Raw genomic sequence first — 24,246 nt, forward strand, 5'->3', positions numbered from 1 at the left:
GAAGGATTCTTGAATGCCCTATGAGCTTTACTACTGGGACGGCATCCAAGGCCGTGGCGAGTTTGTGCGCTTGGCGCTCGAAGAGGCCGGCGCCGACTATATCGACATCTGCCGGGGTCCTGCGAGCGAAGGCCAAGGCATTCACGCGATGATGGCGGTGATGAAGAGCAAATCCGAGGCGCATATACCGCTTGCCCCTCCTTTCCTGAAAGACGGCGATCTCATCATCTCCCATGTCGCCAATATCCTGATGTATCTCGGTCCGAAACTTGGGCTCACACCTGAGGATCCAGCCGCGCGCCATGTCGTAAACGGATTGCAACTGACGATCACCGATCTTGTTGCCGAAGTGCACGATACGCACCATCCGATCGCCACCTCAAAATATTATGAGGAGCAGAAGGAGGAGGCCAAGGCCCGCGCTGCCGAGTTCATCGATAACCGCATGCCGAAATTCCTTGGCTATTTCGAACGCGTTCTGCGGCAAAATCCGCACGGGCCGGCGCATGTATTCGGCGATCGGCTGACCTATCTCGATCTGTCTCTATTCCAGATGTTCGAAGGATTGCGTTACGCCTTTCCCCGCGCGACGTCGCAACTGAGCACTCAATATCCGCACCTAGCGGCTCTGCATGATGCCGTCGCTGAACGGCCGAACATCGCCCGCTATCTCAAATCTGAGCGCCGCATTCCTTTTAATGAAGACGGCATCTTCCGGCACTATCCCGAATTGGATAAAAATGCGGCATGAGCGAAGCAGCTTTGTTGGCTCGGTTCCTGCCGGTCTGCTGGGGCATTTGGGCAGTAATTTGGTTTGTTGCATCGTTCCGCGTCAAGAAGACGACGCGGAGCGAAGATCCGTTGTCACGGCTATCAAACACGGCACCTATCTGGATCGGCGCTTTTTTGCTGGCGGCGCCGCCATCTTGGCTCGGCCTCCTGTCCTTCCGGCTCCTCCCGCAAGATCTGATCTATTACGGCATCGGCGCGGCTCTGACCGTCATCGGCCTCGCCTTCGCCGTCTGGGCGCGCTATCACCTCGGCCGTAATTGGAGTGGCGTGATCACCGTCAAGGAAGATCATGCGCTCATCCGCACCGGCCCCTACGCCATCGTTCGCCATCCGATCTATTCCGGCCTGCTGCTTGCCGTCATCGGCTCTGCAATCACCCGCGGCCATATCGGCGCGATGCTCGCGATCGCATGCATGTTGTACGCCGTCCTGCGCCGTGTCCGCATCGAGGAGCGCTGGATGAGCGAGACATTCGGCCAAGCCTATACGGACTACAAGGCCGAGACGCCAGCGCTGGTGCCGTTCGTCGCGTAGGACTTGTCGTAAAGCGTTGCGATATGCCGGCACCCCTTGATCCTATTGAAAGGCGGTTCGACTATCCGGTATCGCCCCACTAGCTTCTATGTCGGAGGCACCGCTGGCGTAAGACCATGACGGATCATGATTTCCGCCATTTTCGCCCGATCTGGCGGACCTCCGGCGGCCGCGTTGAGCACCGCGAAAGCCTCGCGGAAATATTCCGGCCCGATCGCTGCCGGTGTGACCACACAGAGTGCCTTTACGTCCTGGCCGCCGTTGTTATCAAACCGATGAACGGCGCCGCGCGGAATGCACAGTACCTGCCCCGGCCCGACGTCGATCTGCTTTTCATCCACCGTCCAGGTCAGCACCCCTTCGAGGCCGTAGATCGTCTCCTCGTAGTGATTGTGGCTGTGAGCCGGCGCCGGCAGTCGCAGCGCGGCGGGGACCATGAGTTCGAAGGCCGCAATGCTGTCGTTCGAGTTGTCCGCAGTCACAAGGAAGCGAACGGCGAACCCTTTGGAACCAATGGTTTCGTCGGAAGGATTGACACGGAGATTAACGGTTTCATGTGGCATTGCAAAGCTCCCATCGGTAAATTAAATTTACCGTCTAGAAGTAAATGAAGTTTACCGGATCGTCAATGTCAACAGTCACGAAAGCTTGCCGATGAAGACCGAAGATATACTGATAGGGGCCCTGCTACGCGTGCCGGCCCAGGCAATTCAGCGCCGGTTGATTAAGGGGCTCAACGCCACCGGCTTTGAGGAACTGCGTCTGCCGCATATGGCGGTTCTGCAATTTCCAGGACCGGACGGGGCAAGGCCGGGTACGATCGCCGAACGCGCCGGCATGAGCAAACAAGCCATCAACCAGCTACTCCGCAGCCTCGAGGGCTTCGGCTATATTGTCCGCTCCGATGTTCCAGGCGAAGGCAACGCGCGCATCGTCCGCTTTACTGAACGCGGACACGCTGCATTCGGGAAGATGGTCGACATATTGCGCGACATTGAGGACGAGTGGCGCGTCGAGCTCGGACCGGAGCGTTTCGCCGAACTCAAGGCGCTACTGTTTGACGTCTGGGACAGTCCACTGGTGCGCTAGATCAAATCATTTGCAACGCGTTCTAGCTTCTCAGTGGTTCCGCCGCCTCGAAGAAATCGGCCCATGGATCGGCGGAGCGTTCGCCGAGCCGTGAGGCTGCATTTTTTACCGTGAATGACGACGGGCCGGTGCGATCCGTCAATTCGTCCCAGGCAAGTGGCATCGAAATCGCCGCTCCCGGTCTTGCGCGGGTCGAATAGGCTGCTACGGCCGTATTGCCGCGGCCATTGCGCAGATAGTCGATGAAAATGTGGCCGGCCCGTTTCGCTTTCGCTGCAACGGAGAGGTATTTTTCGGGATTGTCGGCGCTCATGCCCTCCGCGATCGCTTCCGCCGCGGCTTTGGCATCCGGCCACGCAGCCTTCGGTTTCAGAGGGGCGACGACATGCAATCCCTTGCCGCCGGACGTCTTGACGAAGGAGGCAAGGCCCAAAGCCTGGAACCGTTCCTTGATTTCCTTAGCCGCCGCAATGACCGCGTTCCAGGCAACATCCTCGCCGGGGTCGAGGTCCATGATGATCATGTCCGGCTTTTCCCAATGCGCCGTTGTCGTGCCCCAGGGGTGGATTTCGAGGGATGCGGATTGGGCTAGTGCAACAAGGCCGTCGAAATCCCTGATCCGCAAAAGTTTTTCGCCGGCCTTGTCCTCGGGATCGGCAATCTCCTCAATATGCGGATTGATGCCTTTCCAAGCATGCTTCTGAAAGAACCGCGGACCCTTTATGCCGTCCGGGCAACGCAGCAATGCCAAGGGCCGATCGACGACGAAAGGCGCCATGCGCGGCCAGGCAAGCGCGTAATAATCGACCAGATCCTGTTTGCTGACGCCGCCATCCGGCCAATAGATCCGCTCCGGATGCGTCAATTGCACGGAGGTCTTTACAAGGTCTCGTGTGGGCGTCTTTGCCATATCGCGTACGCTCCATCATGGATATCGACGCCGCCTAAAACGACCGCGCCGGGTATAGGTTCTACTCCCCGCTGCAGGAAGTCGATTGCCGGCCCTTGCCTCACGGCATCAACTGGCCACCGTTGACCTCGATGACCTGCCCGGTGATGTAGCCGGAAAGGGTCGGTGAAGCGAGGAAGAGGTAGGCGCCGACGCAATCTTCCGAGGTGCCGACAAAGCCCATCGGGATGGTCCTGCGCTGCAGTTCCATCTGCTCATCGTTGGTGTAGCGCTCATGGAAGGGCGTGGCGATGACGCCTGGTGCCACGGCATTAACGCGGATCTTATCGGCGACGAATTCCTTGGCATGGCCATGGGTGATGGTCGAAACGAAGCCCTTGGAGGCGGCATAGAGGATCGCACCGTTGCCGCCGCCGTTGCGGGCGGCAATCGAGGTAGTATTGATGATGAAACCGCCCTGTTTCTTGAGATAGGGATGGGCAGCGCGCGTTGCGGCTAGGACCGAGCGGGCGTTGAGATTCATCACGCGCTCGTAATGTTCATCGGTCATTGCGGAGGTCGGCACACGACCGAGCATGCCGCCGGCGTTGTTCACCAGGCCATCGAGGCCGCCGAATGCCTCCGCCGTCTCATTGACGACGCGCTCGGTCTCGCCATCCTGCGAGACGTCGCCCTGGACCAGATGCACATGGCCGCCGCCGGCGGTGATCTCCGCTGCCAGCTTTTCGGCTGGTTCACGGCTGGCGTTGAAATGGATGCCGACCTTCATCCCCTGCTGGGCAAAAGCACGGGCAAGAGCTGCGCCGATACCGGTCGATGCACCGGTTATCAACACCCGCTTGCCGGCGAGATCAGGAATGCGGACGGAAGCGAGTAATTGCGCAAGTTCTGCCATGACAGCTTCTCCTGAATGTCAAAAACGTAAAAGCTTAAAGCAATTGGCATTGGTAATATCAGTCGGAATTGCGATCAGGCAATGCATGCAGCACAAACAAAAGGCGGGCGGCAGGGAAACTCCCGCCCGCCCGCCGTCAAATTCCTGTGATGCCGTCAGACCCGCTCGAGCGCGATCGCGATGCCCTGGCCGACACCGATGCACATGGTCGAGAGTGAATAGCGTCCGCCGGTCTCCTTCAATTCCAGCGCCGCCGTGCCGGTGATGCGAGCGCCGGACATGCCGAGCGGATGGCCAAGCGAGATGGCGCCGCCGTTGCGATTGACGCGGGCGTCCTCGTCGGCAATGCCGAGCTCGCGCAGTACCGCAAGACCTTGCGAGGCGAAGGCTTCGTTGAGTTCGATGACGTCGAATTGCTCCTGTTTCAGGCCGAGTCGGGCCATCAGCTTGCGGGATGCCGGCACCGGGCCGATGCCCATGATGCGCGGCGGCACGCCGGCGGCAGCCCCGCCGAGGATACGGGCAATCGGCGTCAGGCCGTATTTCTTCGCCGCCGCCTCCGAAGCGATGATCAGAGTTGCCGCACCGTCGTTGACGCCGGAGGCATTCCCGGCGGTCACTGTGCCGCCCTCCTTCTTGAAGGGCGTACCAAGCTTTGCCAGCGCTTCCATCGTCGTTGCGCGCGGATGTTCGTCCTTGCCGACGACGACCGCATCGCCCTTGCGCTGCGGGATCGTTACCGGCGTGATCTCCTTGGCTAGCCGGCCATTTTCCTGCGCGGCCGCAGCCTTGGCCTGTGAGCGGACGGCGAAGGCGTCCTGGTCTTCGCGGCTGACCTTATAGTCCTCGGCAACGTTCTCACCGGTTTCCGGCATTGAATCAACGCCATACTGCTTTTTCATCATGGGATTGATAAAGCGCCAGCCGATGGTGGTGTCGTAGATTTCGGCATTGCGGGAAAAGGCGCTATCGGCCTTCGGAATGACGAAGGGCGCGCGTGACATGCTCTCGACGCCGCCGGCGATCATCAGTTCCGCCTCGCCGGAGCGAATGGCGCGTGCTGCGGTGATAACGGCGTCCATGCCAGAGCCGCAAAGGCGGTTGATCGTCGTGCCCGAAACGGAAACCGGCAGGCCGGCGAGCAGCGCCACCATACGGGCAACGTTTCTGTTATCCTCGCCGGCCTGGTTGGCGCAGCCGTAGATCACGTCGTCGACCGCTTCCCAATCGACCGAACCGTTGCGCGCGATCAGCGCCTTCAGCGGCACTGCACCGAGATCGTCGGCGCGGACGGAGGAAAGCGAACCACCGAAACGGCCGATCGGCGTGCGGATATAGTCACAGATAAAGGCTTCGGTCATCAGGCTGCCTCATGTGCTTTCTTGGTGCGTGCGTTGATATCGCGCAGAACGCAGAGTTCGGTTTCGGTGGGCGCCGGCGTCTCGATCACCTCGTCGGCAAACTTGATCGCCCAGCCGCAATTCTCCGATATCTGCTCACGGGTGACACCCTTGTGGATCGACACGACGGTCAACTCCTTGGTCACCGGATCCGGCTCGAGAATGCAGAGATCGGTGATAACGCGAGTCGGGCCTTTCGTCTTCATGCCAAGCCGTTCGCGATGGTTGCCGCCTTCACCGTGGCCCATTGAGGTGATGAAGGGCAGCTTTTCGACGAAGCCACGCTTGGAGAGCGCCATGGTGATGAAGATCTGGCCGCAATTGCTGGCGATTTCCGGCGCGCCGCCGCCGCCCGGCAGGCGAACCTTCGGATGATCATAAGGGCCGACGACCGTGGTATTCAGATTGGCAAACCGGTCGATCTGCGCGCCGCCGAGAAAGCCCGTCGTAACCCGCCCGCCTTGCAACCAGTAACGGAACATCTCCGGCACCGAGACCGTGAAGAGCGCGGTATCGCAAAGCTCGCCGTCTCCGATCGAGAGTGGCAGCACATCCGGCTTGGTGCCGACGGTTCCGCTTTCATAGATAAGCGTAATGTCGGGCGCATGCGTCAGTCGCGCAACGTTGCAGGCTGCCGATGGCGCGCCGATGCCGACGAAGCATACGTCATCATTGGTGAGTGCACGCGCCGCGGCGATGGTCATCATTTCCGTGGGGGTAAAATCGGTCATCTCTGCCTCCTCACGCTGCATTCTTTTTTGCATATTTGGCGAAATCTTCCGGCCTGGCTTCCATGACATTCTCCCTGATCCAGGCCTGGAAGCTGTCACGGTCGCGGGCGATTTCGTCCCAAGCAATGTAGAAGGCGTTCGAGCGCGCATAATAGCCCTGCGCATAGGAGGGGAAGGCGCCGCCCGGCACATGCGCAACCGAGGTTACCGCCCAGGTCGGCAGCACGACGGAATTCGGCGATGGCGGGTTCAGTTCGTCGACGATCTCTTCGACCGTGACGATCGACCGTTTGGCAGCAAGCACCGCTTCCTTCTGCACGCCGACAATACCTTCGAGCAAGACATTGCCCTTTCGGTCGGCGCGCAGCGCGTGGATGATCGTGACATCCGGCCGGATCGCGGGAACAGCGGCCAGCACTTCGCCGGTGAACGGGCAAGTCACGCTTTTGATGTTCGGATTGACCTTCGGCAGGTCGGCGCCGATATAGCCGCGCAGCATGGCGAAGGGCAGGTTCGCCGCCCCCGCCTCATAGGCGTTTGCCATGGCCGCATGCGAATGTTCCTCGATCTCCAACGGCCGCGGCCACTGGTTCTCGACGGCGTCGCGGAAGCGATGCAGCGAGCCGACGCCGGGATTGCCGCCCCAGGAAAATTTCATGCCGCGCGCGGCACCGACGCCGATCAACTGGTCGTAGAGGATGTCCGGCGTCATGCGGATCAGGTAAAGATCCTTCTTCCCCTGCCGGATGACCTCGTGCCCGGCGGCATAGGGGATGAGATGGGTAAACCCTTCCATGGCGACGGTATCCCCATCCCGCACATTTTCCGCCACCGCTTCCGAAAGCGATACGATCTTCGCCATGAGGCCTCCCAAAATAGTCATGTGGTATGGGCGTCAATAAGCGCCTCCAGGCGACCAACGTCAAATAATTTGTGCGTTATTTGACTTTTGTTCATATATCGCACAAAATGCCCTTACCTGGAGGAAGACTATGCGTGAAACTGATTTCGTAAGCGGCTTTGCCAAAGGATTGAAAACAATCGAAGCCTTCGGCGAGACGCGCCAGAGACTATCGATCGCCGAGGCGTCGAAGCTAACCGGACTCGATCGCGCAACGGTGCGCCGCTCGCTGCTGACGCTCGCCGAACTTGGTTATGCCGACTATGACGGAAAATTCTTCGCGCTGACGCCGAAAATCCTGCGGCTCGGCCATGCCTATCTTTCGGCGACGCCGCTTCCGACGATCATCCAGCCCTATCTCGATCAACTTTCAGAGCGCGCCGGTCACAACGCTTCCGCTTCGGTGCTGGACGGCACAGAAATCGTCTATATCGCCCGCGCCTCACAACGCCGGGTGATGTCGATCAACCTCACGCCCGGCAGCCGCCTGCCCGCCTATTGCGCCTCCATGGGCCGCGTCTTGCTCGGCGCCTTGCCGGAAAATGAGGCGCGCGCCGTGCTTGCCCGCACGGAGATCAAGGCCAACACGCCGAATACCAAGACAGATCCGGAAGTGTTGATGGCCGAGTTTCGCCAAGTACGGGCTCAGGGCTATGCCGTCATTGACCAGGAGCTGGAAATCGGCCTCTGCTCCATTGCCGTTCCCGTGGAGAACGATCGCGGCCAGACGGTTGCGGCAATCAATATCGGCGCGCCGGCGGCCTATGTTGCCGCTGCCGAGATGGCGGAGCGCTATCTGCCGCTGCTGCGGGAAACGCAGAAGATGCTGCGGCTGGTTCTGCGTTAGCCTTCACGTCCCTCGAAGCACGAGGGCGGGTGATTGGACTCCGATTTTCGATTGCCTTGCTCACATTCCGAGCCTCTGTCGTTCCTCAATGCGCCATGCGCGGGGTGTCTGGCCGGTTTGCTTGACAAAGAAGCGCGAGAAATAGGTGGGATCGGTAAAGCCCAGGCGATAGCTGATCTCCTGCACGCTGCCCAAGGTAAAGACCAATTCGCGCTTGGCCTCGTCCACCAGCTTGCGCGCGATGAGCTCATGGGCGCCATGGCCGGTCTTGCGGCGCACGATGCGGTTCAGATGTGTCGGCGAGATACCGAGCGCTTCGGCGTAAAAGGCGGCGGGTTCGTGCGAGCGGAAATGCCGCTGGATGAGGCCGTTTAGTTTTTCCATCCGTTGTTCGCCTTCGTCGGACGCACCCTGCCCTTCGCCTTCCTGCTGCGAAAGACGAGCGGTCAGTAGCAGCGCCGAGGTGAGATAGGCTTCGAGCAGGTCGTTGCGGCCGCTGCGGCGATTGGCGAACTCGCCGCCGAGCCGCTTCAAGGTTCCGGCGACATAGGCCGCATCTGGATCGCTCAAATTGAGCCGCGTCAGATGCGGCGCGGCCAGCCATTCGCCAAGCCGGCTGCGATCACCCGGCGATGCCTTAAGATGCGAGATCAGCACGGTGATGACCAAGCCGTCGATATCCCTGGAAAAACGGAAACCATGATTGAGGCGCGCCGGGATGGTGATGACCGCGGGCGGTATGATGGCGTGGCTCTCGCCGTCGAAGATCGCATCGCCAGAGCCGGCATCTATGTACAGGATCTGAAAGAAGCTTTCGTGGCGATGTGGTCGGATCTCCCAATGATGCAGGCTGCTGCGCGATGGGATTGTCTCGCAATGCAGCCAGAAATCCGGCTTTTTTCCCGTATTTTCGCCGTAGAGTTCATAGGTCGGCACTGGTTTCGACAAAGCTACCTCCCTCCATCATGTTCGATTTGTGCAATTACTTGGGTGAAATGTCCATTGTTGGCGCCCTCGCCGCCGCGCAGAATTGGGAAAAAAGACGAAGCGTGGGAGGACATTATGCGCACTCAGGTCGCCATTATCGGTTCAGGTCCGTCCGGTCTGCTCTTGGGACAATTGCTGACGGAAGCCGGGATCGACAACGTCATCCTCGATCGCGTCGGCAAGGACCATATCCTCGGACGCGTTCGCGCCGGCGTCCTGGAAGAAGGTACGGTAGGGCTGATGGACAAGGCGAAATCCGGCGCGCGTCTGCATGCTGAGGGCTTGCCGCATAACGGCTTTTCACTTGCCTTCGACGGCCGCGATCATCGCATCGATCTCCATGATCTCACCGGAGGCAAGCGCGTCACGGTCTACGGCCAGACGGAACTCACCCGCGATTTGATGGCACATCGCGAACAGAGCGGCGCTTTAACAATCTACGAGGCCGTCAATGTTCAGCCGCATGATTTCGACGGAAGCTCACCTTATGTCACCTACGAGAAAGATGGGGTAACCCACCATATTGATTGCGATTTTATCGCTGGCTGTGATGGTTTTCATGGCGCGGGTCGCAAATCGGTTCCGGAGAAATCGATCCGCAGCTTCGAGAAAATCTATCCTTTCGGCTGGCTCGGTCTGCTCGCCGACGTTCCGCCGGTCAATCACGAGCTGATCTATGCCAATCATCCGCGCGGATTTGCGCTCTGCTCCATGCGGTCGATGACGCGCAGCCGCTATTACATACAATGTCCGCTGGATGAGAAAATCGAGAACTGGAGCGACGACCGTTTCTGGGACGAACTGCGCCACCGTCTGCCCACGCATCATGCCGAGGCGCTGATCACCGGGCCTTCATTTGAGAAATCGATCGCGCCGCTGCGTTCCTTCGTCGCCGAGCCTATGCGCTTCGGTCGCCTGTTCCTCGTCGGCGACGCGGCCCATATCGTGCCACCGACCGGGGCCAAAGGCCTGAACCTTGCGGCGAGCGATGTGCATTATCTCTTCTCGGGTCTTGCCGAACATTATCAGGATCGCTCCAATACCGGCCTGGACGCTTATTCAGCCCATGCGCTCGCTCGCGTCTGGAAGGCGGTGCGCTTCTCCTGGTGGATGACGACGGTGATGCATCGTTTTCCCGACACCAGCGATTTCGACCAGAAAATACAGGAGGCGGAACTGGATTATCTCACCCATTCCCGCGCTGCCTCGACCGTGCTGGCGGAGAATTATGTCGGCCTGCCCTATTGATACGGCCTAGCTCTTCTTTGCCACCTCGGCCGCCGCTTCCCGTATCGTCTGCATCAGGATCGATAGCGGCATGGTGGGGATGGCGTCGGTGCGCATGGTGAGGCCGACGGGGCCTCTGGTCTCGCTGGTATCGATCGGCAGCAGGCTGAGCAGACCGTCCTCGACATCGCTGGCGACGACGCCGGTGGAGATGATCCAGATGGCGTCGCTCGATCGCACAAAGGCGCGGCCGAAGGAATCCGATACCGTCTCGATCTGGTTCGGCAGGCTGGCAACGCCGTTGGCGATCAAGAAACTCTCGACGAAGGGACGTATGATCGAGCCGCGCGTCGGCATCAAGACCGTGTATTTGCCGAGATTGGAAAACAGCGATTGTTTCACCGCCAGCAGCGGGTGCCCTGCCCGCACCACGAAGACGACCTGCTCGGAATAAAGATGCTCAAAGGAAAAGCCGGCCATCTTGTCGGGACCGGCCAGGCGGCCGACGACGAGATCGAGATCGCCGACACGGAGTTGCTCCAGCAGCACCGCGTTTTCGCCGGTGACGATCTTGATGCGGCTCCAGGTTTCCTCCTTCAGGAATAACTCCATCGCCCGCGGCATGATCCGCGTGGAGACCGTAGGCAAGGCACCGATCCGGATCGGCGGCGCTTCGCCGGAGCGCTCCTGCGAAATGGAGTCGAATCCCTGTCTGAGCGCAGTCAGCGCCGCCCCGGCATGGCGCAGGAAGACTTCGCCGTAACGGGTAATCTTGATGCCGCGCCCGTCACGCTCGAAAACCGCGACGCCCAGCGCCTCCTCCAGCTCGCGGATAGTCTTGGTCACCGCGGGCTGGCTGACATGCAGGAGTTCGGCCGCCTTGATCACGCTTTTCTGGCGCGCGACCTCGACAAAGGTCTGGAGATGGCGGAATTTGACGCGGGAGTCGATCATGGTTTTCATAACTCATAGGTTATTGAAAAGCCAAGAAATATCATTTTACCTAACCAGATTAAACCTCCAATCTCGTTGTTAGAGGAGATTTCCAGTGCAGTTCGCCCGTATCAATGATGTCACGATCCACTATCAGATCATCGGCGCTGCCGGCGATAAGCCAGTGCTTGTCTTTGCCAATTCGCTCGGCACGGATTTCCGGATCTGGCGTGATGTGATCGTTCGGCTCGCAGGCGATTTTGCCATCGTTCTCTATGACAAACGCGGCCATGGCCTGTCCGATCTTGGCCAGATGCCCTACACGATGGAGGATCACGCCACCGATCTCGCAGGGCTGCTCGATCTGCTCGCGGTGAAAGATGCCGTCATCTGCGGCCTCTCGGTCGGCGGTCTGATTGCGCAATCGCTCTATCAGCGGCGGCCGGATTTGGTGCGGGCGCTGATCCTTTGCGATACGGCACATAAGATCGGTACGGTCGAGAGTTGGAACAACCGCATCGCCAGGGTCGAGGCCGAGGGCATCGAGTCGATTGCCGACGGCGTGCTCGAACTCTGGTTCACGCCCGCTTTTCGACGTCCCGAGAACACTGCTTTCGGCGGTTATCGCAACATGCTGATCCGCCAGCCGGTGGAAGGTTATGTCGCCACTTGCGCCGCTCTTCGTGACACAGACTTCACCGAGGCGGCGAAGAAGATTGCGGTACCGACCATCTGCATCGTCGGCGACCAGGACGGTTCGACACCGCCAGAACTCGTGCTGTCGACCGCCAAGCTCATTCCGAATGCGCGTTACGAGGTGATCAAGGATGCAGGGCACATCCCTTGTATCGAGCAACCCGAGGCCCTGACCGCGGTCATCCGCGCTTTCACCGATTTTGCCTTGCATGGAGAAAAAGGCCCATGAATGACCCCTCCGAGCGCTACCTCCAGGGCATGGCGACGCGACGCGCCGTTCTTGGCGACAGCCATGTCGACCGCGCCCAGTCGGGGTCGACGGATTTCGACCGGCCATTCCAGGACCTGATCACGGAAGCTGCCTGGGGGCACGTTTGGTCGCGCCCGACGCTCAGCAAGCGTGAGCGCTCGATCGTGACGATCGCGCTTTTGGCGGCGCTTGGCCAGGATGAAGAGGTAGCGATGCATGTTCGCGCCACGAGCAATACCGGCGCGACGCGCGACGACGTCTGCGAAGCATTGTTGCATGTGGCGATCTATGCCGGCGTGCCGGCTGCCAATCACGCGATCAAGATCGCCAAGCAGGTTTTCGAACAGATGGACGCCGAGAAAGCGGCCTGAAACGAGGCAGACATGTCCGACAAGACCAATAGCAAACCGGAGACCGGCGCTTTTTTCGCCCGCGACCGTGCCTGGCATCCACCGGCCTTTACACCCGGCTACAAGACCTCGGTTCTGCGCTCGCCGCAGCGGGCGCTGCTGTCGCTGGACGGTACGATCTCCGAAATCACCGGGCCGGTATTTGGGCATTCTATCCTCGGCGAACTGGACAACGACCTGATCCATAACTTCGCCAAGCCGGGCGAAAGCGCGATCGGGGAGCGCATTATCGTGCATGGCCGCGTGCTGGATGAGCGGGGCCGGCCGGTTCCTGGCGTTCTGGTGGAATTCTGGCAGGCCAATGCCGGTGGGCGTTATCGCCACAAGAAAGAGACCTACCTTGCCGCTATCGATCCGAATTTCGGCGGCTGCGGCCGCGCCATCACCGACGAGGAGGGCCATTATGCCTTCCGAACGGTACGGCCGGGGGCCTACCCCTGGCCGAACGGCGTTAATGACTGGCGGCCGGCGCATATTCATTTCTCGATCTTCGGTCACGGCTTTGCGCAGCGGCTGATCACGCAGATGTATTTCGAGGGTGACCCGATGATCTGGAAATGTCCGATCGTGGGCACGATCCCTGACAAGGCGGCTATCGAGCAACTGATCGCTCCGCTTGACTGGGGCAACACCATTCCGATGGATGCGCGCGCCTATAAATTCGATATCGTACTGCGTGGCCGCCGCTCGACCCTGTTCGAAAACCGGCTGGAGGGAAACTGATGGTGCAGCAAATCGGCTACCTCAAGGAGACGCCGTCGCAGACGGCCGGTCCCTATGTCCATATCGGCCTCACGCCGAACTATTGCGAGATCGGTGGTATCTACGACACCGACCTCGGCATATCCATGGTCAACGACAAGACGCTTGGAGAGCGCATCACGCTCAAGGGCCGGATTCTAGACGGTGCCGGTGTGCCGGTGAAGGATGCCGTCGTCGAGATCTGGCAGGCAGACAGTGCCGGTCTCTATAACAGCCCTGCTGAAATGCGCGGCACGGCCGATCCGAACTTCACCGGTTGGGGCCGCTGCCCGACCAGCGCCGAAGACGGCGTTTTCCGCTTCGAAACCGTGAAGCCCGGTCGCGTTCCTTATAAGGACGGACGCCGGATGGCGCCGCATATCACCCTCTGGATCGTCGCACGTGGCATCAATATCGGATTGCATACGCGCATGTATTTTCCGGATGAGGCCGAGGCCAATGCGGAGGATCCCCTGCTTGCCCGCATCGAACATCGCGACCGCGTCGCCACCCTGATCGCCCGCAAGGAAGGATCGGTCTATACGTTCGACGTGCATTTGCAGGGCGACAAGGAAACAGTTTTCCTCGATATATAGGCCATGAGTATTTCCGCCTTCGATCACCCGTTCCTCTCCGGCCTCCTCGGCGATGAGGAGGTCTCCGCTTACTTTTCGGCAGAAGCCGATATCCGGGCAATGCTTACCTTTGAGGCGGCGCTCGCGAAAGCCGAGGCGCGGCACGGTATCGTCCCGCAGGAGGTGGCGCAGCGGATTGCCGAGATCTCTACCAGTTTCCAGCTCGATATTTTCAGCCTCAAATCCGCGACGGCGACGGATGGCGTCGTCGTTCCGGATCTTATCAAGCAATTGCGCAAGGCAGTCGGCGACGAAGCCGGGCAGCATGTGCATTTCGGCGCTACCAGCCAGGATGTCATCGACAGCAGCTTGATGATCCGTCTGAAGGCGGTAGCCTTTCTGCTCGCCGGCCGTCTCTTCGCCGTTGCGGCGGCGCTTGAAAAACTCGACAAGCAGCATGGTTCGAACCGCCTGATGGGCCATACCCGGATGCAGGCCGCTATTCCGATTACTGTCTCTGACCGCCTGCGCGCCTGGCGCGATCCGCTGGACAAATATCGCGATCGGCTGACGCAGGAGACCTTTCCAATCCAATTCGGCGGCGCGGTCGGCACGCTGGACAAGCTCGGATCCAAAGCTGCGGACGTTCGAGCGTCGCTGGCACAGGAGCTTGACCTCACTGACGAGCCGCAATGGCAGAGCCAGCGGGCAAGGGTTGCTGAACTCGCCGGTCTGTTCTCGCTGATTTCGGGCAGCCTCGGCAAGATCGGCCAGGATATCGCCCTCCTTGCACAGGCCGGCGACGAAATCGAGCTCGCCGGCGGTGGCGGCTCTTCCGCCATGCCGCACAAGCAGAACCCGGTCGCCGCCGAAGTCCTCGTATCGCTTGCCCGCTTCAACGCCGTTCAGCTTTCCGGCATCCATCAATCCCTCGTGCACGAGCAGGAACGCTCGGGCGCCGCCTGGACGCTCGAATGGCTGCTATTGCCGCCGATGGCGATGGCGACGGCTGCATCGCTGCGATTGGCGCGGGAGCTGATCGGCAACGTGAGGCGATTGGGAGCGGCTGCTTAGCTCAGAACCTCAAGGCCGTGTTTCTGCACGATCGCCAGCAGTTTCAGCGCCATACCGCTCGGCCGTTTAGTGCCGCTTTCCCATTTCTGCACGGTCGACTCGCTGGTATTGAGATAGCGCGCGAAAACCGGTTGGCTGACGTGATTTTGTTCGCGTAGCGCTTTGATATCTGCTGGCTCGAGCGCTGGCGGAACAACAAGGCAATCCTCGTCAAAGGAGCGCAATGTTTCCTTGTCAATCGCGCCAACCTTGTAGAGGGCTTCGGCGGAAGTGTGGATCGCCTCAAAGGCATCACTTTTGTATTTACGTGTTTTTGTCATTGCCGATCTCCACAAAATGTCCGATTTCCACCAAACGCTGAAGCTGCTCTTCGGAAAGGCTGGCATATGATTTGGCGAGCTTCCGAAATTTGAGCAATTCATCGTTTTCGATGTTTGCTCGATCCTGTTTCGCGAACAGATATTCGTAGACCCAAAAACGTCCAGCGTTTGCCAATATGATCGAGCGATGCATATTGTCGTTCAACCGCTTTTTGAAAACACCGCCTCCGAGATCATCGACCTTGCCTTCGGCAACTTGTTTGATCGCCTTTAGAAGCTCGGTATCCGAAATATGGGCTTTGCGCGCGGCCTTGCCGAACCAACTCGTTTTGAATACTCGGGCGATCACGGATTTATGTAGCACCTGGTCCTACCGAATTCAACAATAGCGATTTCAAAATTTCGCTTCTCGCCCTATGCTTTCCGTCATCCAGAAACATAACTCATAAATTATGAATACGAGCATTTATTTCATTTTACATCACCATTTCACATGCCAGATTGGCAGTTGAAGCGGTTCATCAAGGCAAGCTGGTCCGGGAGCAGGCTGGCTGCGGGAGGAGAAAATATGAGACGGTTCGTTCTGGCCGCGATCGCGGCTATTGCCATGGGCAGTGCGGCCTATGCAGACACGATCAAGATCGGCGTCATCGGTCCTTTTTCAGGCCCGTTCGCCCTGCAGGGTAAGAACTTCAAGGCCGGTATCGACGCCTATATGGCAATGCACGGCAATAAGGTCGGCGACAACGAGATCGAAGTGATCTATCGCGATGTCCCGCAAGCCGATCCGGCACAATCGAAATCCTCGGCGCAGGAACTGGTCGTCAAGGAGCATGTGCGGTATCTCGCCGGCTTCTATTTCACGCCGGACGCCATGGCCGTGACGCCGATTCTCAAGCAAGCCAATGTGCCGATGGTGATCTTCAACGCCGCGACATCGGCGATCGTCACGAAGAGCCCGCTGGTGGTGCGCACGTCTTTCACCACCTGGCAGACCTCGACGCCGATCGCCAAGGTTGCGCATGACAGCGGCGTCAATAAGGTCATCTCCGTCGTCAGCGATTACGGTCCGGGCATCGATGCCGAAAATGCCTTCAAGGCAGGCTTCGAGAAGGCAGGCGGCCAGGTTGTCGAGGCTGTCCGCATGCCGCTGTCGACAAATGATTTCAGCCCGATCATGCAGCGCATCAAGGATTCAGGCGCACAGGGCGTTTTTGCCTTTCTGCCCTCGGGTCCGACCACGCTCGGTTTCGTCAAGGCCTACAACGAAAACGACCTGAAAGGCGCCGGCATCAAACTGTTTTCGCCCGGCGACCTGACGCAGGAATCCGACCTGCCGGCACTCGGCGATGCAGCGCTCGGCATGCAGACAACGTTCCACTATTCGATCTCGCACGACTCTCCGGAAAACAAGGCCTTTGTCGCTGCCGCGGGCAAGGCGATCGGCAATCCGGCCGAACTCACCTTCCCGGCCGTCGGCGCCTTCGACGGCATGTATGTCATCTACAAGATGATCGAGGCGACCGGCGGCAAGCAGGATGCCCAGAAGGCCGTCGATGCGGTGAAGGGGCTCTCCTGGGTCAGCCCTCGCGGCCCGGTCATCATCGATCCGGAGAGCCGCCATATCACGCAGAATATCTATCTGCGCGAGGTCGCCAAGACGGCTGATGGCACATACATCAACAAGGAAATCCAGACCTTCGAAAAGCAAGGCGATCCGGGCCTTGCCGCAGCGAAATAAGGTCTGCCTTCATTTCATTCTCCCGGTTGCGCAGGAGCGGGCGGCTTGCGTCCGCTCCGGTGGAGAAGGATTAAGGCAGGACCAGAAAAGGTAGTCGGACCAGCATCATGCAAACCGTGCTTAGCATAGCAGTGGATGCCCTCGCCTACGGCATGGTGCTGTTCGTGATTTCCATTGGCCTCTCCATCACCATGGGGTTGATGCGCGTCGTCAATCTGGCGCACGGCGCCTTCGCCATGATCGGTGGCTACATCGCCTCCTATGCCGCGCGTGATCTTGGCATCGGCTATGCGGCTGCGGTGCTGCTTGCCGTGGTGGGCACGGTGATCATCTCCATCCCGATCGAGCGGCTGCTCTACCGCCGCATCTATGGGGCGCCGGAATTGACGCAGGTGCTGATGACCATCGGCATCACCTTCTGCATCATCGGTATCGCCAACTATGTCTTCGGGCCGACTTTGAAGACCATTCCCTTGCCGAACGAGCTGCAGGGTTCCGTCAATCTCGGCTTCCGCACCATCGGCACGCATCGTCTCTTCGCGATCGTCTGCGGGCTGATCGTCGCGTTGGCGCTGTGGTACACGATCGAGAAGACCTCGTTCGGCGTAAAACTCCGCGCCTCCGTCGACAACGCTTCGATGGCGGCAGCTCTCGGTGTACGCACGGAGATCGTTTATGCCGTCAGCTTCGCCATTGCCGTCGGGCTTGCTGCTTTCGGCGGCGTTGTCGGTGCCGAGCTGTTGCCGGTCGAGCCCTATTATGCCCTGCGTTATATGGTGACCTTCCTCGTGGTCGTTTCTGTCGGCGGGGCCGGCTCCATTTCCGGGGCGCTGCTGGCCTGCCTCGTCCTTGGCTGCATCGATACGACCGGCCGCTATCTGATGCCGGAATATGGCGAATTCTTCTTCTATCTCACCGTGATCGCCATCGTCTGTGTCTTCCCACGCGGCCTAGCCGGAAGGGCGAAGTGATATGGCACTGACCATGGATAGCGCGGCCATCGCTGCCGCCAGCAAACGCCGGGCACTTAGTCGCGATGCCGTCGCCATAGCGATCATCCTCGTGTTGGCAGCAGCCGGTTATCTGTTGTTTCCCGACAATCTCGCGCTTCTGACGCGGTTGATTGCCATCGCCCTGCTGGTTTTGTCGCTTGATCTGGTGACCGGTTATTGTGGCGTGGCGACGCTCGGTCATGCGGCCCTGTTCGGGGCCGGCGCCTATGCCGCAGGTATCGCATCGGCGCATTACGGCATCAACGATCCCCTGGTCATGACGCTTGCCGGCATCGTCGGCGGTGCGGTCGCCGGATTGATCTGTGGCATCGTCATCCTCAGAGCACAGGGCTTGCCGCAACTCGTGCTGTCGATCGCGCTGATCTATCTCTTCCACGAATTCGCCAATAAGGCCTCGGATTGGACTGGTGGCAGCGATGGACTTTCCGGCATCTCCGCCGATCCGCTATTCGGCCTGTTCGAATTCGATCTCTATGGGCATACGGCTTATATCTATGCTGTAGCACTTTTATCGATCATATTGATCCTGCTGCGCTTTATCGTGCGCTCACCCTTCGGCATGCTCTGCCGCGGTATCAAGGAAGACCCCTTGCGTATCCGCGCCATGGGCGCCTCGCCAAAGATGGCGCTGATCAAGATGTATGTCATCTCGGGCGCTGTCGCCGGCGTCGGTGGCGCGCTGAACGCAATCTCCACTCAGGTTGTCGGCCTCGACAGCCTCTCCTTCACACAATCGGCCGAGGCGCTGGTCATGCTTGTGCTCGGCGGCACCGGTTCCCTGTTCGGGGCGCTCGCCGGCACGCTGATCTTCATGCTGTTCGAAGATTATGTCTCGGCCGCCAATCCCTTCCATTGGCTGACCATAGTCGGCCTGCTGCTGATCGTCGTCGTGCTGTTTGCACCGAAGGGCATCTATGGCACGGCCGCAGGCTATCTCGCACGCAGCCGGGAGGCGCGTTCATGAGCGCGATTTTCGAGGTTGATCATCTGAACAAGGCTTTCGGTGGACTGACTGTGACCAACGATGTCAGCCTGTCGATGGCGCCGGGCGATCGTGTGGCGCTGATCGGACCGAACGGTGCCGGCAAGACCACTTTCGTCAATCTGGTCACCGGCAATCTGCGGCCAGATTCTGGTGCCGTCCGTCTTGGCGGCGAGACAGTGACAAAGGTCGACGCCATCGGCCGCGTCCGGCGCGGGCTGGTGCGCTCGTTCCAGGTAACGCGGCTTTTTCAGGACATGACGCCGGCCGAGCATGTCGGTCTTGCCATTTTGCAGCGCTCCGGCCGCTCCGGCCGTATGTTCGGCAATTTCCTGGCCATGCGCGACGTTATGACGGAGACCAGCGATCTGCTCGGCACGTTGGGCCTCGGCGATCTCATGCATCGCAAGGCCAGGGAAATCGCCTATGGCCAGCAGCGGCTTTTGGAGATCGCCGTTGCCATGGCGTTGAAGCCGAAAGTACTGCTACTCGACGAGCCCGCCGCCGGGGTCCCGCAGAGCGATACCGGCCGCATCGAGCAGGCGCTGGCCGATCTGCCCGGCGATCTCGCCGTGCTGATGATCGAGCACGACATGGATCTGGTCTTCCGCTTCGCCAGACGTGTTGTCGTACTGGCCGCCGGCACCATCATTTTCGACGGCTCGCCCGCCGACGTCACCAGGGATGCGCGGGTACGCGAGGCCTATCTGGGGAGCTACGCCAATGCCGGCCACGCCGCTTGAAGTGGAAAATCTGTGCGCCGGCTATGGGCCGACGCGGGTGCTCGAAGGTGTTTCCTTTTCCGTTCCCGCCGGTGCGCGGCTTGCCGTGCTAGGCCGCAACGGCATGGGCAAGACGACACTGCTTGCAACACTCGCCGGCCAGACGCGCCGCTATGACGGCCGCATCTGGATGGGGGCGGCCGACGTGACTGGCCTTCCGAGTGCCAAACGAGCGCATCACGGTCTCGGCTATGTGCCACAGACGCGCGACATCTTCCCGACGCTGACGGTCGAGGAAAACCTCTCTGTCGGTTTGAAGGGTCGCCCGAAGACCGCCTTGCAGGAAGCCTACGACATGTTCCCACGCCTCAAGGAACGCCGCAGAAATCTCGGCAACCAGCTCTCCGGCGGAGAACAGCAGATGTTGGCGACGGCGCGGACTATCCTTGGCCGCCCCTCCGTGCTCCTCCTCGACGAACCACTGGAGGGTTTGGCGCCCGTGATCTGCGAAGAACTGATGGCCGCCTTCGCCAATCTCGCCAAGACCGGCGACATGACCATCCTGCTGGTCGAACAGCGCATTCAGAGCGCACTCGATTTCGCCGATCAGGTGATCATCCTTGAGCGCGGACGGCTAGCCTGGCAGGGAACGCCCGACGCCCTTTCCCAGGATCATAGTGCCGTTGAACGCCTGCTTGGCGTGGGTGGCCTGCACTAAACAATCCCCCTGGTATTGCCGCCAGCAAATCAGCTTTGAGTCGGATTCATCGTTGACGATAAAACATCGACGATTTATCGATATTTTATAATCGAAATTCGGGCGGTTTTGATGGAGGCGGTCTTGTCGGGCAGCGTAGCGGGTCATTGGGATTTCTGGATTGATCGCGGTGGCACTTTTACCGATATCGTCGGACGCGATCCCGTAGGTGAACTGCACGCGCGGAAGGTCCTTTCGGAAAATCCGGAGGCTTATCGCGACGCCGCCGTCTACGGCATCCGTCTACATCTCGGCCTGACGAATGGCGAGCCGATCCCCGCCGGCTTGATCGGCGAGGTGCGCATGGGCACGACGGTTGCCACCAATGCGCTTCTGGAGCGCAAGGGCGAGCGTCTGGCGCTCGTGACGACGCGGGGGTTCCGTGACGCGCTGCGCATCGGCTATCAGGAGCGCAAGAAGATCTTCGCAACCGAAATCATCAAGCCCGAAGCGCTCTACGATGATGTGGTGGAGATCGAGGAGCGCGTGCTTGCCGACGGCACGGTGGAGCTCGCCCTCAACGAGCAGGCGGCGGAAGCGGCGTTGCGCGATCTGCGCGTCAAAGGCTATCGCGCCATTGCGATCGTCTTCATGCATGCCTATAAATTTCCGGCGCATGAGGCAGCCGTTGCCAGGATCGCAAGACGTCTCGGCTTCGAGCAGGTCTCGGTCAGCCATGAGGTCTCGCCGCTAGTCAAGCTGGTCGGTCGTGGTGATACGACCGTGGTGGATGCTTATCTCTCGCCAGTGCTCGGTCGTTACATTAGCCAAGTCTCGGAAGAGCTTGATATTGCTCGCACGGGCGCGCGCGTCATGTTCATGATGTCGTCCGGCGGGCTGACCGCTGCAGACATGTTTCAGGGCAAGGATGCCATCCTCTCCGGCCCGGCCGGCGGTGTGGTCGGTCTTGCCAAGACCGGCGAACAGGCCGGGTTCGCCAATGTCATCGGTTTCGATATGGGCGGCACGTCTACGGATGTGGCGCATTTCGACGGCGAGTATGAGCGCGCTTTCGAGACGGAAGTTGCCGGTGTCCGCGTCCGCGCGCCGATGATGCTGATCCATACGGTGGCGGCCGGCGGCGGCTCGATCCTGCATTTTAATGGCGACCGTTTCCGCGTCGGCCCGGATTCTGCCGGCGCTTTTCCCGGCCCCGCCTGTTATCGCAATGGCGGCCCCTTGGCCGTGACCGATGCCAATGTCATGACCGGTAAGCTGCTGCCGGAATTCTTCCCGGCGATCTTCGGGCCGAACCAGGACCAGCCCCTGGATGTCGAAACGGTGCGCGGCAAGTTCGCCGAACTGGCCGCCGAGATCGGCGATGGCCGCAGCCCGGAAGAAGTGGCTGACGGCTTCATCCGCATCGCCGTTGCCAACATGGTCGAGGCGATCAAGAAGATTTCGGTGCAGCGCGGCTATGACGTGACACGCTACGCCCTCAACTGCTTCGGCGGCGCCGGCGGGCAACATGCCTGCCTGGTTGCCGGCGCGCTTGGCATGAAAAGCATTCTGCTACATCCAATGTCCGGCCTGCTCTCGGCCTATGGCATGGGTCTTGCCGATATCAGGGCTACGCGACAGAAGGCGCTTGGCGTGCCGCTTGACGATACCGCGCCGGCCGCCATCGCCGCATTGGGCAAAGAATTGCAGGGCGAATGCGTGCCGGAGCTACAGGCGCAGGGCGTCGCCACAGGCGATATCCGCACCGTCGAGCGCGCTCATATTCGCTATGCCGGTACGGATACGATGCTGGCCGTCGAGGTCACCTTCCCCGAGATCGACAATTCTGCGCGACTGCGCAGCGAATTCGAAGTGCTGCACAAGCGCCGCTTCGGTTTCGTCGCCGAGGATAAGCCGCTGGTGATCGAGGCGGTCGAAGTCGAGACGATCGGAGGTGCAGCCGCCGAAGTCGACGCCGAGCGGACAGAGGCAGGTCAAGGCGAAGCCGATGCCACTCGCCGCACATCCTTCCATTCCCAGGGCGAAAGCCATGACGCGGCCGTCGTACTGCGCGAGGCGATCCTGCCCGGGCAGACGGTGACCGGACCGGCCATCATCATCGAGCCGAACCAAACCATTGTCATCGAGGATGGTTGGCAGGCGATGTTGACTGCGAAGGATCACATCATTCTGACCCGCATCAAGGCCTTGCCGCAACGCACGGCTATCGGCACGAAGGCTGATCCGGTGATGCTGGAGATCTTCAACAATCTCTTCATGTCCATCGCCGAGCAAATGGGCGTGACGCTGCAGAACACTGCTTATTCCGTCAATATCAAGGAGAGGCTGGACTTCTCCTGTGCCGTCTTCGATGCCGAGGGCAATCTCGTTGCCAATGCACCACACATGCCGGTACATCTCGGCTCCATGGACGCCTCCGTCGCGACTGCCATCCGCGAAAACCCGGTCATTCATCCCGGCGACGTCTTCCTGATCAATGCGCCCTATAATGGCGGCACCCACCTGCCGGACCTGACTGTCTGCACGCCCGTCTTCGACGATGCCGGTAAGGAGATTCGTTTCTGGGTCGCCAGCCGCGGCCATCACGCCGATATCGGCGGCATCTCACCCGGGTCCATGTCGCCCCTTGCCACCCATATCGAAGAGGAAGGCGTCTATATCGACAATTTCAAGCTCCTCGATCGCGGCCGCTTCTGCGAAAACGAGCTGGCGAAGCTTTTGACCGGAGCCCGATATCCGGTGCGCTCGCTGGCGCAGAACGTCAACGACCTGAAGGCGCAGGTCGCCGCCAATGAGAAAGGCGTCGCCGAGCTGAAAAAGATGATCGTCCACTTCGGCGAAGAGGTGGTCGATGCCTATATGGGCCACGTCCAGGACAATGCGGCCGAAAGCGTGCGTCGCGTTCTCGATCGCCTGCCGGATGGCGAGTTCAGCTACGAGATGGATCAGGGCTGCAAGATCGTCGTCAAGATTTCGATCGACAGAGATAAGCGCGAGGCGACGGTGGATTTCACCGGCACCTCGGAGCAACGCGCCGACAATTTCAATGCACCACAGCCGGTGACCCGTGCCGCCGTGCTCTATGTCTTCCGCGTGCTGGTCGAAGCCGATATCCCGATGAATGCCGGCTGCCTGAGGCCGGTCGGGATCATCATCCCCGACGGTACGATGCTGACGCCGAAATATCCGGCCGCCGTCGTCGCCGGCAATGTCGAAGTCAGCCAGGCCGTCACCAACTGCCTGTTCGGTGCCGTCGGCACGCTTGCCGCGGCACAGGGGACGATGAACAACCTCACCTTTGGTAATGACGCTTATCAATACTACGAGACGATCTGCTCCGGCGCGCCGGCCGGTCCGGGCTTCAACGGCGCCGATGCGGTGCATACGCACATGACCAATTCACGCCTTACCGACCCTGAAATTCTCGAGACCCGTTTTCCCGTCGTGCTGGAGGATTTCCACATTCGCCCGAACTCCGGCGGACGCGGCAAGTGGAACGCAGGCAACGGCACGCAACGGACCATCCGCACCCGCGAGAAGCTGGAATTTGCGATACTCTCCGGCCATCGCCGCGTCGCGCCGTTCGGCGCAAAGGGCGGCGAACCGGGCCAGACCGGCCGCAATTATGTCCGGCGCAACGACGGTACAATCGAGGAGTTGATAGGCGCCGCCCATACGGTGCTGGACGCCGGCGAAGCTTTCACCGTCGTCACACCGACCGGCGGCGGTTACGGCAAACCGGGGGCATAAAGACGATT

26 protein-coding genes are annotated in these 24,246 nt (G+C 60.2%); 16 read left to right on the forward strand and 10 right to left on the reverse strand.

The window, feature by feature from the left end:
* Positions 1 to 13: 13 nt before the first annotated feature.
* Both QA648_RS24935 and QA648_RS24940 read left to right on the forward strand, forming a co-directional pair.
* A complete protein-coding gene (locus tag QA648_RS24935; protein WP_283054105.1) occupies positions 14 to 751 on the forward strand; it encodes a glutathione S-transferase in 738 nt (245 codons plus the stop codon).
* Positions 748 to 1,326, forward strand: coding sequence for an isoprenylcysteine carboxylmethyltransferase family protein (locus tag QA648_RS24940; protein WP_283054106.1), 579 nt, complete (start codon positions 748 to 750; stop codon positions 1,324 to 1,326). The genes QA648_RS24935 and QA648_RS24940 overlap by 4 nt, the downstream gene beginning before the upstream one ends.
* An 86-nt stretch (positions 1,327 to 1,412) precedes the next feature.
* On the opposite strand, the gene QA648_RS24945 is transcribed toward QA648_RS24940, so the two are convergent.
* Positions 1,413 to 1,889, reverse strand: coding sequence for a cupin domain-containing protein (locus QA648_RS24945; RefSeq protein WP_283054107.1), 477 nt, complete (start codon positions 1,887 to 1,889; stop codon positions 1,413 to 1,415).
* A 91-nt stretch (positions 1,890 to 1,980) separates the two neighbouring features.
* On the opposite strand from QA648_RS24945, the gene QA648_RS24950 reads away from it, so the two are divergent.
* The gene (locus QA648_RS24950; RefSeq protein ID WP_283054108.1) at positions 1,981 to 2,415 is read left to right on the forward strand and encodes a MarR family winged helix-turn-helix transcriptional regulator; all 435 of its coding nucleotides are present in this window, start codon (positions 1,981 to 1,983) and stop codon (positions 2,413 to 2,415) included.
* A gap of 22 nt (positions 2,416 to 2,437) precedes the next feature.
* Here QA648_RS24950 and ligD read toward each other — a convergent pair whose 3' ends face one another.
* The 5 genes from ligD to QA648_RS24975 all read right to left on the reverse strand — a co-directional run bounded on the left by ligD (position 2,438) and on the right by QA648_RS24975 (position 7,213).
* Positions 2,438 to 3,325 carry a non-homologous end-joining DNA ligase gene (gene ligD / locus QA648_RS24955; protein WP_283054109.1) on the reverse strand — a complete coding sequence of 296 codons (888 nt, stop codon included), beginning with the start codon at positions 3,323 to 3,325 and terminating at the stop codon, positions 2,438 to 2,440.
* Positions 3,326 to 3,425: 100 nt separating this feature from the next.
* Complete coding sequence (locus QA648_RS24960) at positions 3,426 to 4,220, reverse strand: SDR family oxidoreductase (protein ID WP_283054110.1); 795 nt, start codon at positions 4,218 to 4,220, stop codon at positions 3,426 to 3,428.
* A gap of 155 nt (positions 4,221 to 4,375) precedes the next feature.
* Positions 4,376 to 5,581, reverse strand: a complete 1,206-nt coding sequence (gene pcaF / locus QA648_RS24965; protein WP_283054111.1) for a 3-oxoadipyl-CoA thiolase — start codon at positions 5,579 to 5,581, stop codon at positions 4,376 to 4,378.
* Positions 5,581 to 6,351 (reverse strand): CoA-transferase subunit beta, encoded by a 771-nt coding sequence (locus QA648_RS24970; protein WP_104826699.1) that lies wholly within the window; start codon positions 6,349 to 6,351, stop codon positions 5,581 to 5,583. Before QA648_RS24970 ends, pcaF begins: the two co-directional genes overlap by 1 nt.
* Before the next feature lie 10 nt (positions 6,352 to 6,361).
* A complete protein-coding gene (locus tag QA648_RS24975) occupies positions 6,362 to 7,213 on the reverse strand; it encodes a CoA transferase subunit A (RefSeq protein WP_283054112.1) in 852 nt (283 codons plus the stop codon).
* 130 nt (positions 7,214 to 7,343) lie between these two features.
* On the opposite strand from QA648_RS24975, the gene QA648_RS24980 reads away from it, so the two are divergent.
* Complete coding sequence (locus QA648_RS24980; protein WP_104826697.1) at positions 7,344 to 8,099, forward strand: IclR family transcriptional regulator C-terminal domain-containing protein; 756 nt, start codon at positions 7,344 to 7,346, stop codon at positions 8,097 to 8,099.
* A gap of 60 nt (positions 8,100 to 8,159) precedes the next feature.
* Here QA648_RS24980 and QA648_RS24985 read toward each other — a convergent pair whose 3' ends face one another.
* On the reverse strand, positions 8,160 to 9,047 hold the full coding sequence (locus QA648_RS24985; protein WP_283054113.1) for a helix-turn-helix domain-containing protein: 888 nt from the start codon (positions 9,045 to 9,047) through the stop codon (positions 8,160 to 8,162).
* A 114-nt stretch (positions 9,048 to 9,161) separates the two neighbouring features.
* On the opposite strand from QA648_RS24985, the gene pobA reads away from it, so the two are divergent.
* Positions 9,162 to 10,334 carry a 4-hydroxybenzoate 3-monooxygenase gene (pobA, locus tag QA648_RS24990; protein ID WP_104826695.1) on the forward strand — a complete coding sequence of 391 codons (1,173 nt, stop codon included), beginning with the start codon at positions 9,162 to 9,164 and terminating at the stop codon, positions 10,332 to 10,334.
* A 6-nt stretch (positions 10,335 to 10,340) separates the two neighbouring features.
* Here the strand turns inward: pobA and pcaQ are convergent, their stop codons facing one another.
* Positions 10,341 to 11,267 (reverse strand): pca operon transcription factor PcaQ, encoded by a 927-nt coding sequence (gene pcaQ, locus QA648_RS24995; RefSeq protein ID WP_104827876.1) that lies wholly within the window; start codon positions 11,265 to 11,267, stop codon positions 10,341 to 10,343.
* A 94-nt stretch (positions 11,268 to 11,361) separates the two neighbouring features.
* Here pcaQ and pcaD point away from each other — a divergent pair, with 94 nt between their 5' ends.
* Genes pcaD through QA648_RS25020 form a run of 5 tightly spaced genes read left to right on the forward strand, consistent with a single transcriptional unit; the run spans position 11,362 to position 14,992 of the window.
* Positions 11,362 to 12,171, forward strand: coding sequence for a 3-oxoadipate enol-lactonase (gene pcaD, locus QA648_RS25000; RefSeq protein ID WP_283054114.1), 810 nt, complete (start codon positions 11,362 to 11,364; stop codon positions 12,169 to 12,171).
* Positions 12,168 to 12,563, forward strand: coding sequence for a 4-carboxymuconolactone decarboxylase (gene pcaC, locus QA648_RS25005; RefSeq protein WP_104826693.1), 396 nt, complete (start codon positions 12,168 to 12,170; stop codon positions 12,561 to 12,563). The genes pcaD and pcaC overlap by 4 nt, the downstream gene beginning before the upstream one ends.
* A gap of 12 nt (positions 12,564 to 12,575) precedes the next feature.
* A complete protein-coding gene (gene pcaH, locus QA648_RS25010) occupies positions 12,576 to 13,325 on the forward strand; it encodes a protocatechuate 3,4-dioxygenase subunit beta (RefSeq protein WP_104826692.1) in 750 nt (249 codons plus the stop codon).
* 2 nt (positions 13,326 to 13,327) lie between these two features.
* Positions 13,328 to 13,939 (forward strand): protocatechuate 3,4-dioxygenase subunit alpha, encoded by a 612-nt coding sequence (gene pcaG, locus QA648_RS25015; protein ID WP_199773659.1) that lies wholly within the window; start codon positions 13,328 to 13,330, stop codon positions 13,937 to 13,939.
* Between the two features lie 3 nt (positions 13,940 to 13,942).
* Positions 13,943 to 14,992, forward strand: a complete 1,050-nt coding sequence (locus QA648_RS25020) for a 3-carboxy-cis,cis-muconate cycloisomerase (RefSeq protein WP_283054115.1) — start codon at positions 13,943 to 13,945, stop codon at positions 14,990 to 14,992.
* Here QA648_RS25020 and QA648_RS25025 read toward each other — a convergent pair.
* A complete protein-coding gene (locus QA648_RS25025; RefSeq protein ID WP_283054116.1) occupies positions 14,989 to 15,312 on the reverse strand; it encodes a DNA-binding transcriptional regulator in 324 nt (107 codons plus the stop codon). The genes QA648_RS25020 and QA648_RS25025 overlap by 4 nt on opposite strands.
* Complete coding sequence (locus QA648_RS25030; protein ID WP_283054267.1) at positions 15,296 to 15,661, reverse strand: type II toxin-antitoxin system RelE/ParE family toxin; 366 nt, start codon at positions 15,659 to 15,661, stop codon at positions 15,296 to 15,298. Before QA648_RS25030 ends, QA648_RS25025 begins: the two co-directional genes overlap by 17 nt.
* Before the next feature lie 219 nt (positions 15,662 to 15,880).
* On the opposite strand from QA648_RS25030, the gene QA648_RS25035 reads away from it, so the two are divergent.
* From QA648_RS25035 to QA648_RS25060, 6 genes are all read left to right on the forward strand, one after another.
* The gene (locus tag QA648_RS25035; RefSeq protein ID WP_283054117.1) at positions 15,881 to 17,053 is read left to right on the forward strand and encodes an ABC transporter substrate-binding protein; all 1,173 of its coding nucleotides are present in this window, start codon (positions 15,881 to 15,883) and stop codon (positions 17,051 to 17,053) included.
* Between the two features lie 107 nt (positions 17,054 to 17,160).
* On the forward strand, positions 17,161 to 18,024 hold the full coding sequence (locus tag QA648_RS25040) for a branched-chain amino acid ABC transporter permease (protein WP_283054118.1): 864 nt from the start codon (positions 17,161 to 17,163) through the stop codon (positions 18,022 to 18,024).
* Position 18,025: 1 nt separating this feature from the next.
* Positions 18,026 to 19,030, forward strand: coding sequence for a branched-chain amino acid ABC transporter permease (locus QA648_RS25045; RefSeq protein WP_283054119.1), 1,005 nt, complete (start codon positions 18,026 to 18,028; stop codon positions 19,028 to 19,030).
* On the forward strand, positions 19,027 to 19,791 hold the full coding sequence (locus QA648_RS25050; protein WP_283054120.1) for an ABC transporter ATP-binding protein: 765 nt from the start codon (positions 19,027 to 19,029) through the stop codon (positions 19,789 to 19,791). Before QA648_RS25045 ends, QA648_RS25050 begins: the two co-directional genes overlap by 4 nt.
* Positions 19,772 to 20,488: an ABC transporter ATP-binding protein gene (locus tag QA648_RS25055; protein ID WP_283054121.1), complete on the forward strand. Its 717-nt coding sequence runs from the start codon at positions 19,772 to 19,774 to the stop codon at positions 20,486 to 20,488. Before QA648_RS25050 ends, QA648_RS25055 begins: the two co-directional genes overlap by 20 nt.
* A gap of 111 nt (positions 20,489 to 20,599) precedes the next feature.
* Positions 20,600 to 24,238: a hydantoinase B/oxoprolinase family protein gene (locus QA648_RS25060; RefSeq protein WP_283054122.1), complete on the forward strand. Its 3,639-nt coding sequence runs from the start codon at positions 20,600 to 20,602 to the stop codon at positions 24,236 to 24,238.
* Positions 24,239 to 24,246: the final 8 nt, after the last annotated feature.

The organism is Rhizobium sp. CB3171 (assembly GCF_029714265.1).
In the GTDB taxonomy this organism is placed as follows: domain Bacteria; phylum Pseudomonadota; class Alphaproteobacteria; order Rhizobiales; family Rhizobiaceae; genus Rhizobium.

Coding starts and splice junctions, on each gene's coding strand:
- QA648_RS25025 (WP_283054116.1), bottom strand. CDS start 15,312: ATGACAAAAACACGTAAATACAAAAGTGATGCCTTTGAGGCGATCCAC.
- QA648_RS25040 (WP_283054118.1), top strand. CDS start 17,161: ATGCAAACCGTGCTTAGCATAGCAGTGGATGCCCTCGCCTACGGCATG.
- QA648_RS24935 (WP_283054105.1), top strand. CDS start 14: ATGCCCTATGAGCTTTACTACTGGGACGGCATCCAAGGCCGTGGCGAG.
- QA648_RS24960 (WP_283054110.1), bottom strand. CDS start 4,220: ATGGCAGAACTTGCGCAATTACTCGCTTCCGTCCGCATTCCTGATCTC.
- QA648_RS25045 (WP_283054119.1), top strand. CDS start 18,026: ATGGCACTGACCATGGATAGCGCGGCCATCGCTGCCGCCAGCAAACGC.
- QA648_RS24945 (WP_283054107.1), bottom strand. CDS start 1,889: ATGCCACATGAAACCGTTAATCTCCGTGTCAATCCTTCCGACGAAACC.
- pobA (WP_104826695.1), top strand. CDS start 9,162: ATGCGCACTCAGGTCGCCATTATCGGTTCAGGTCCGTCCGGTCTGCTC.
- QA648_RS24970 (WP_104826699.1), bottom strand. CDS start 6,351: ATGACCGATTTTACCCCCACGGAAATGATGACCATCGCCGCGGCGCGT.
- pcaF (WP_283054111.1), bottom strand. CDS start 5,581: ATGACCGAAGCCTTTATCTGTGACTATATCCGCACGCCGATCGGCCGT.
- QA648_RS25020 (WP_283054115.1), top strand. CDS start 13,943: ATGAGTATTTCCGCCTTCGATCACCCGTTCCTCTCCGGCCTCCTCGGC.
- QA648_RS24975 (WP_283054112.1), bottom strand. CDS start 7,213: ATGGCGAAGATCGTATCGCTTTCGGAAGCGGTGGCGGAAAATGTGCGG.
- ligD (WP_283054109.1), bottom strand. CDS start 3,325: ATGGCAAAGACGCCCACACGAGACCTTGTAAAGACCTCCGTGCAATTG.
- QA648_RS25060 (WP_283054122.1), top strand. CDS start 20,600: ATGGAGGCGGTCTTGTCGGGCAGCGTAGCGGGTCATTGGGATTTCTGG.
- QA648_RS24940 (WP_283054106.1), top strand. CDS start 748: ATGAGCGAAGCAGCTTTGTTGGCTCGGTTCCTGCCGGTCTGCTGGGGC.
- pcaH (WP_104826692.1), top strand. CDS start 12,576: ATGTCCGACAAGACCAATAGCAAACCGGAGACCGGCGCTTTTTTCGCC.
- QA648_RS25055 (WP_283054121.1), top strand. CDS start 19,772: ATGCCGGCCACGCCGCTTGAAGTGGAAAATCTGTGCGCCGGCTATGGG.
- QA648_RS25050 (WP_283054120.1), top strand. CDS start 19,027: ATGAGCGCGATTTTCGAGGTTGATCATCTGAACAAGGCTTTCGGTGGA.
- QA648_RS24950 (WP_283054108.1), top strand. CDS start 1,981: ATGAAGACCGAAGATATACTGATAGGGGCCCTGCTACGCGTGCCGGCC.
- QA648_RS24980 (WP_104826697.1), top strand. CDS start 7,344: ATGCGTGAAACTGATTTCGTAAGCGGCTTTGCCAAAGGATTGAAAACA.
- pcaC (WP_104826693.1), top strand. CDS start 12,168: ATGAATGACCCCTCCGAGCGCTACCTCCAGGGCATGGCGACGCGACGC.
- pcaQ (WP_104827876.1), bottom strand. CDS start 11,267: ATGATCGACTCCCGCGTCAAATTCCGCCATCTCCAGACCTTTGTCGAG.
- QA648_RS25035 (WP_283054117.1), top strand. CDS start 15,881: ATGAGACGGTTCGTTCTGGCCGCGATCGCGGCTATTGCCATGGGCAGT.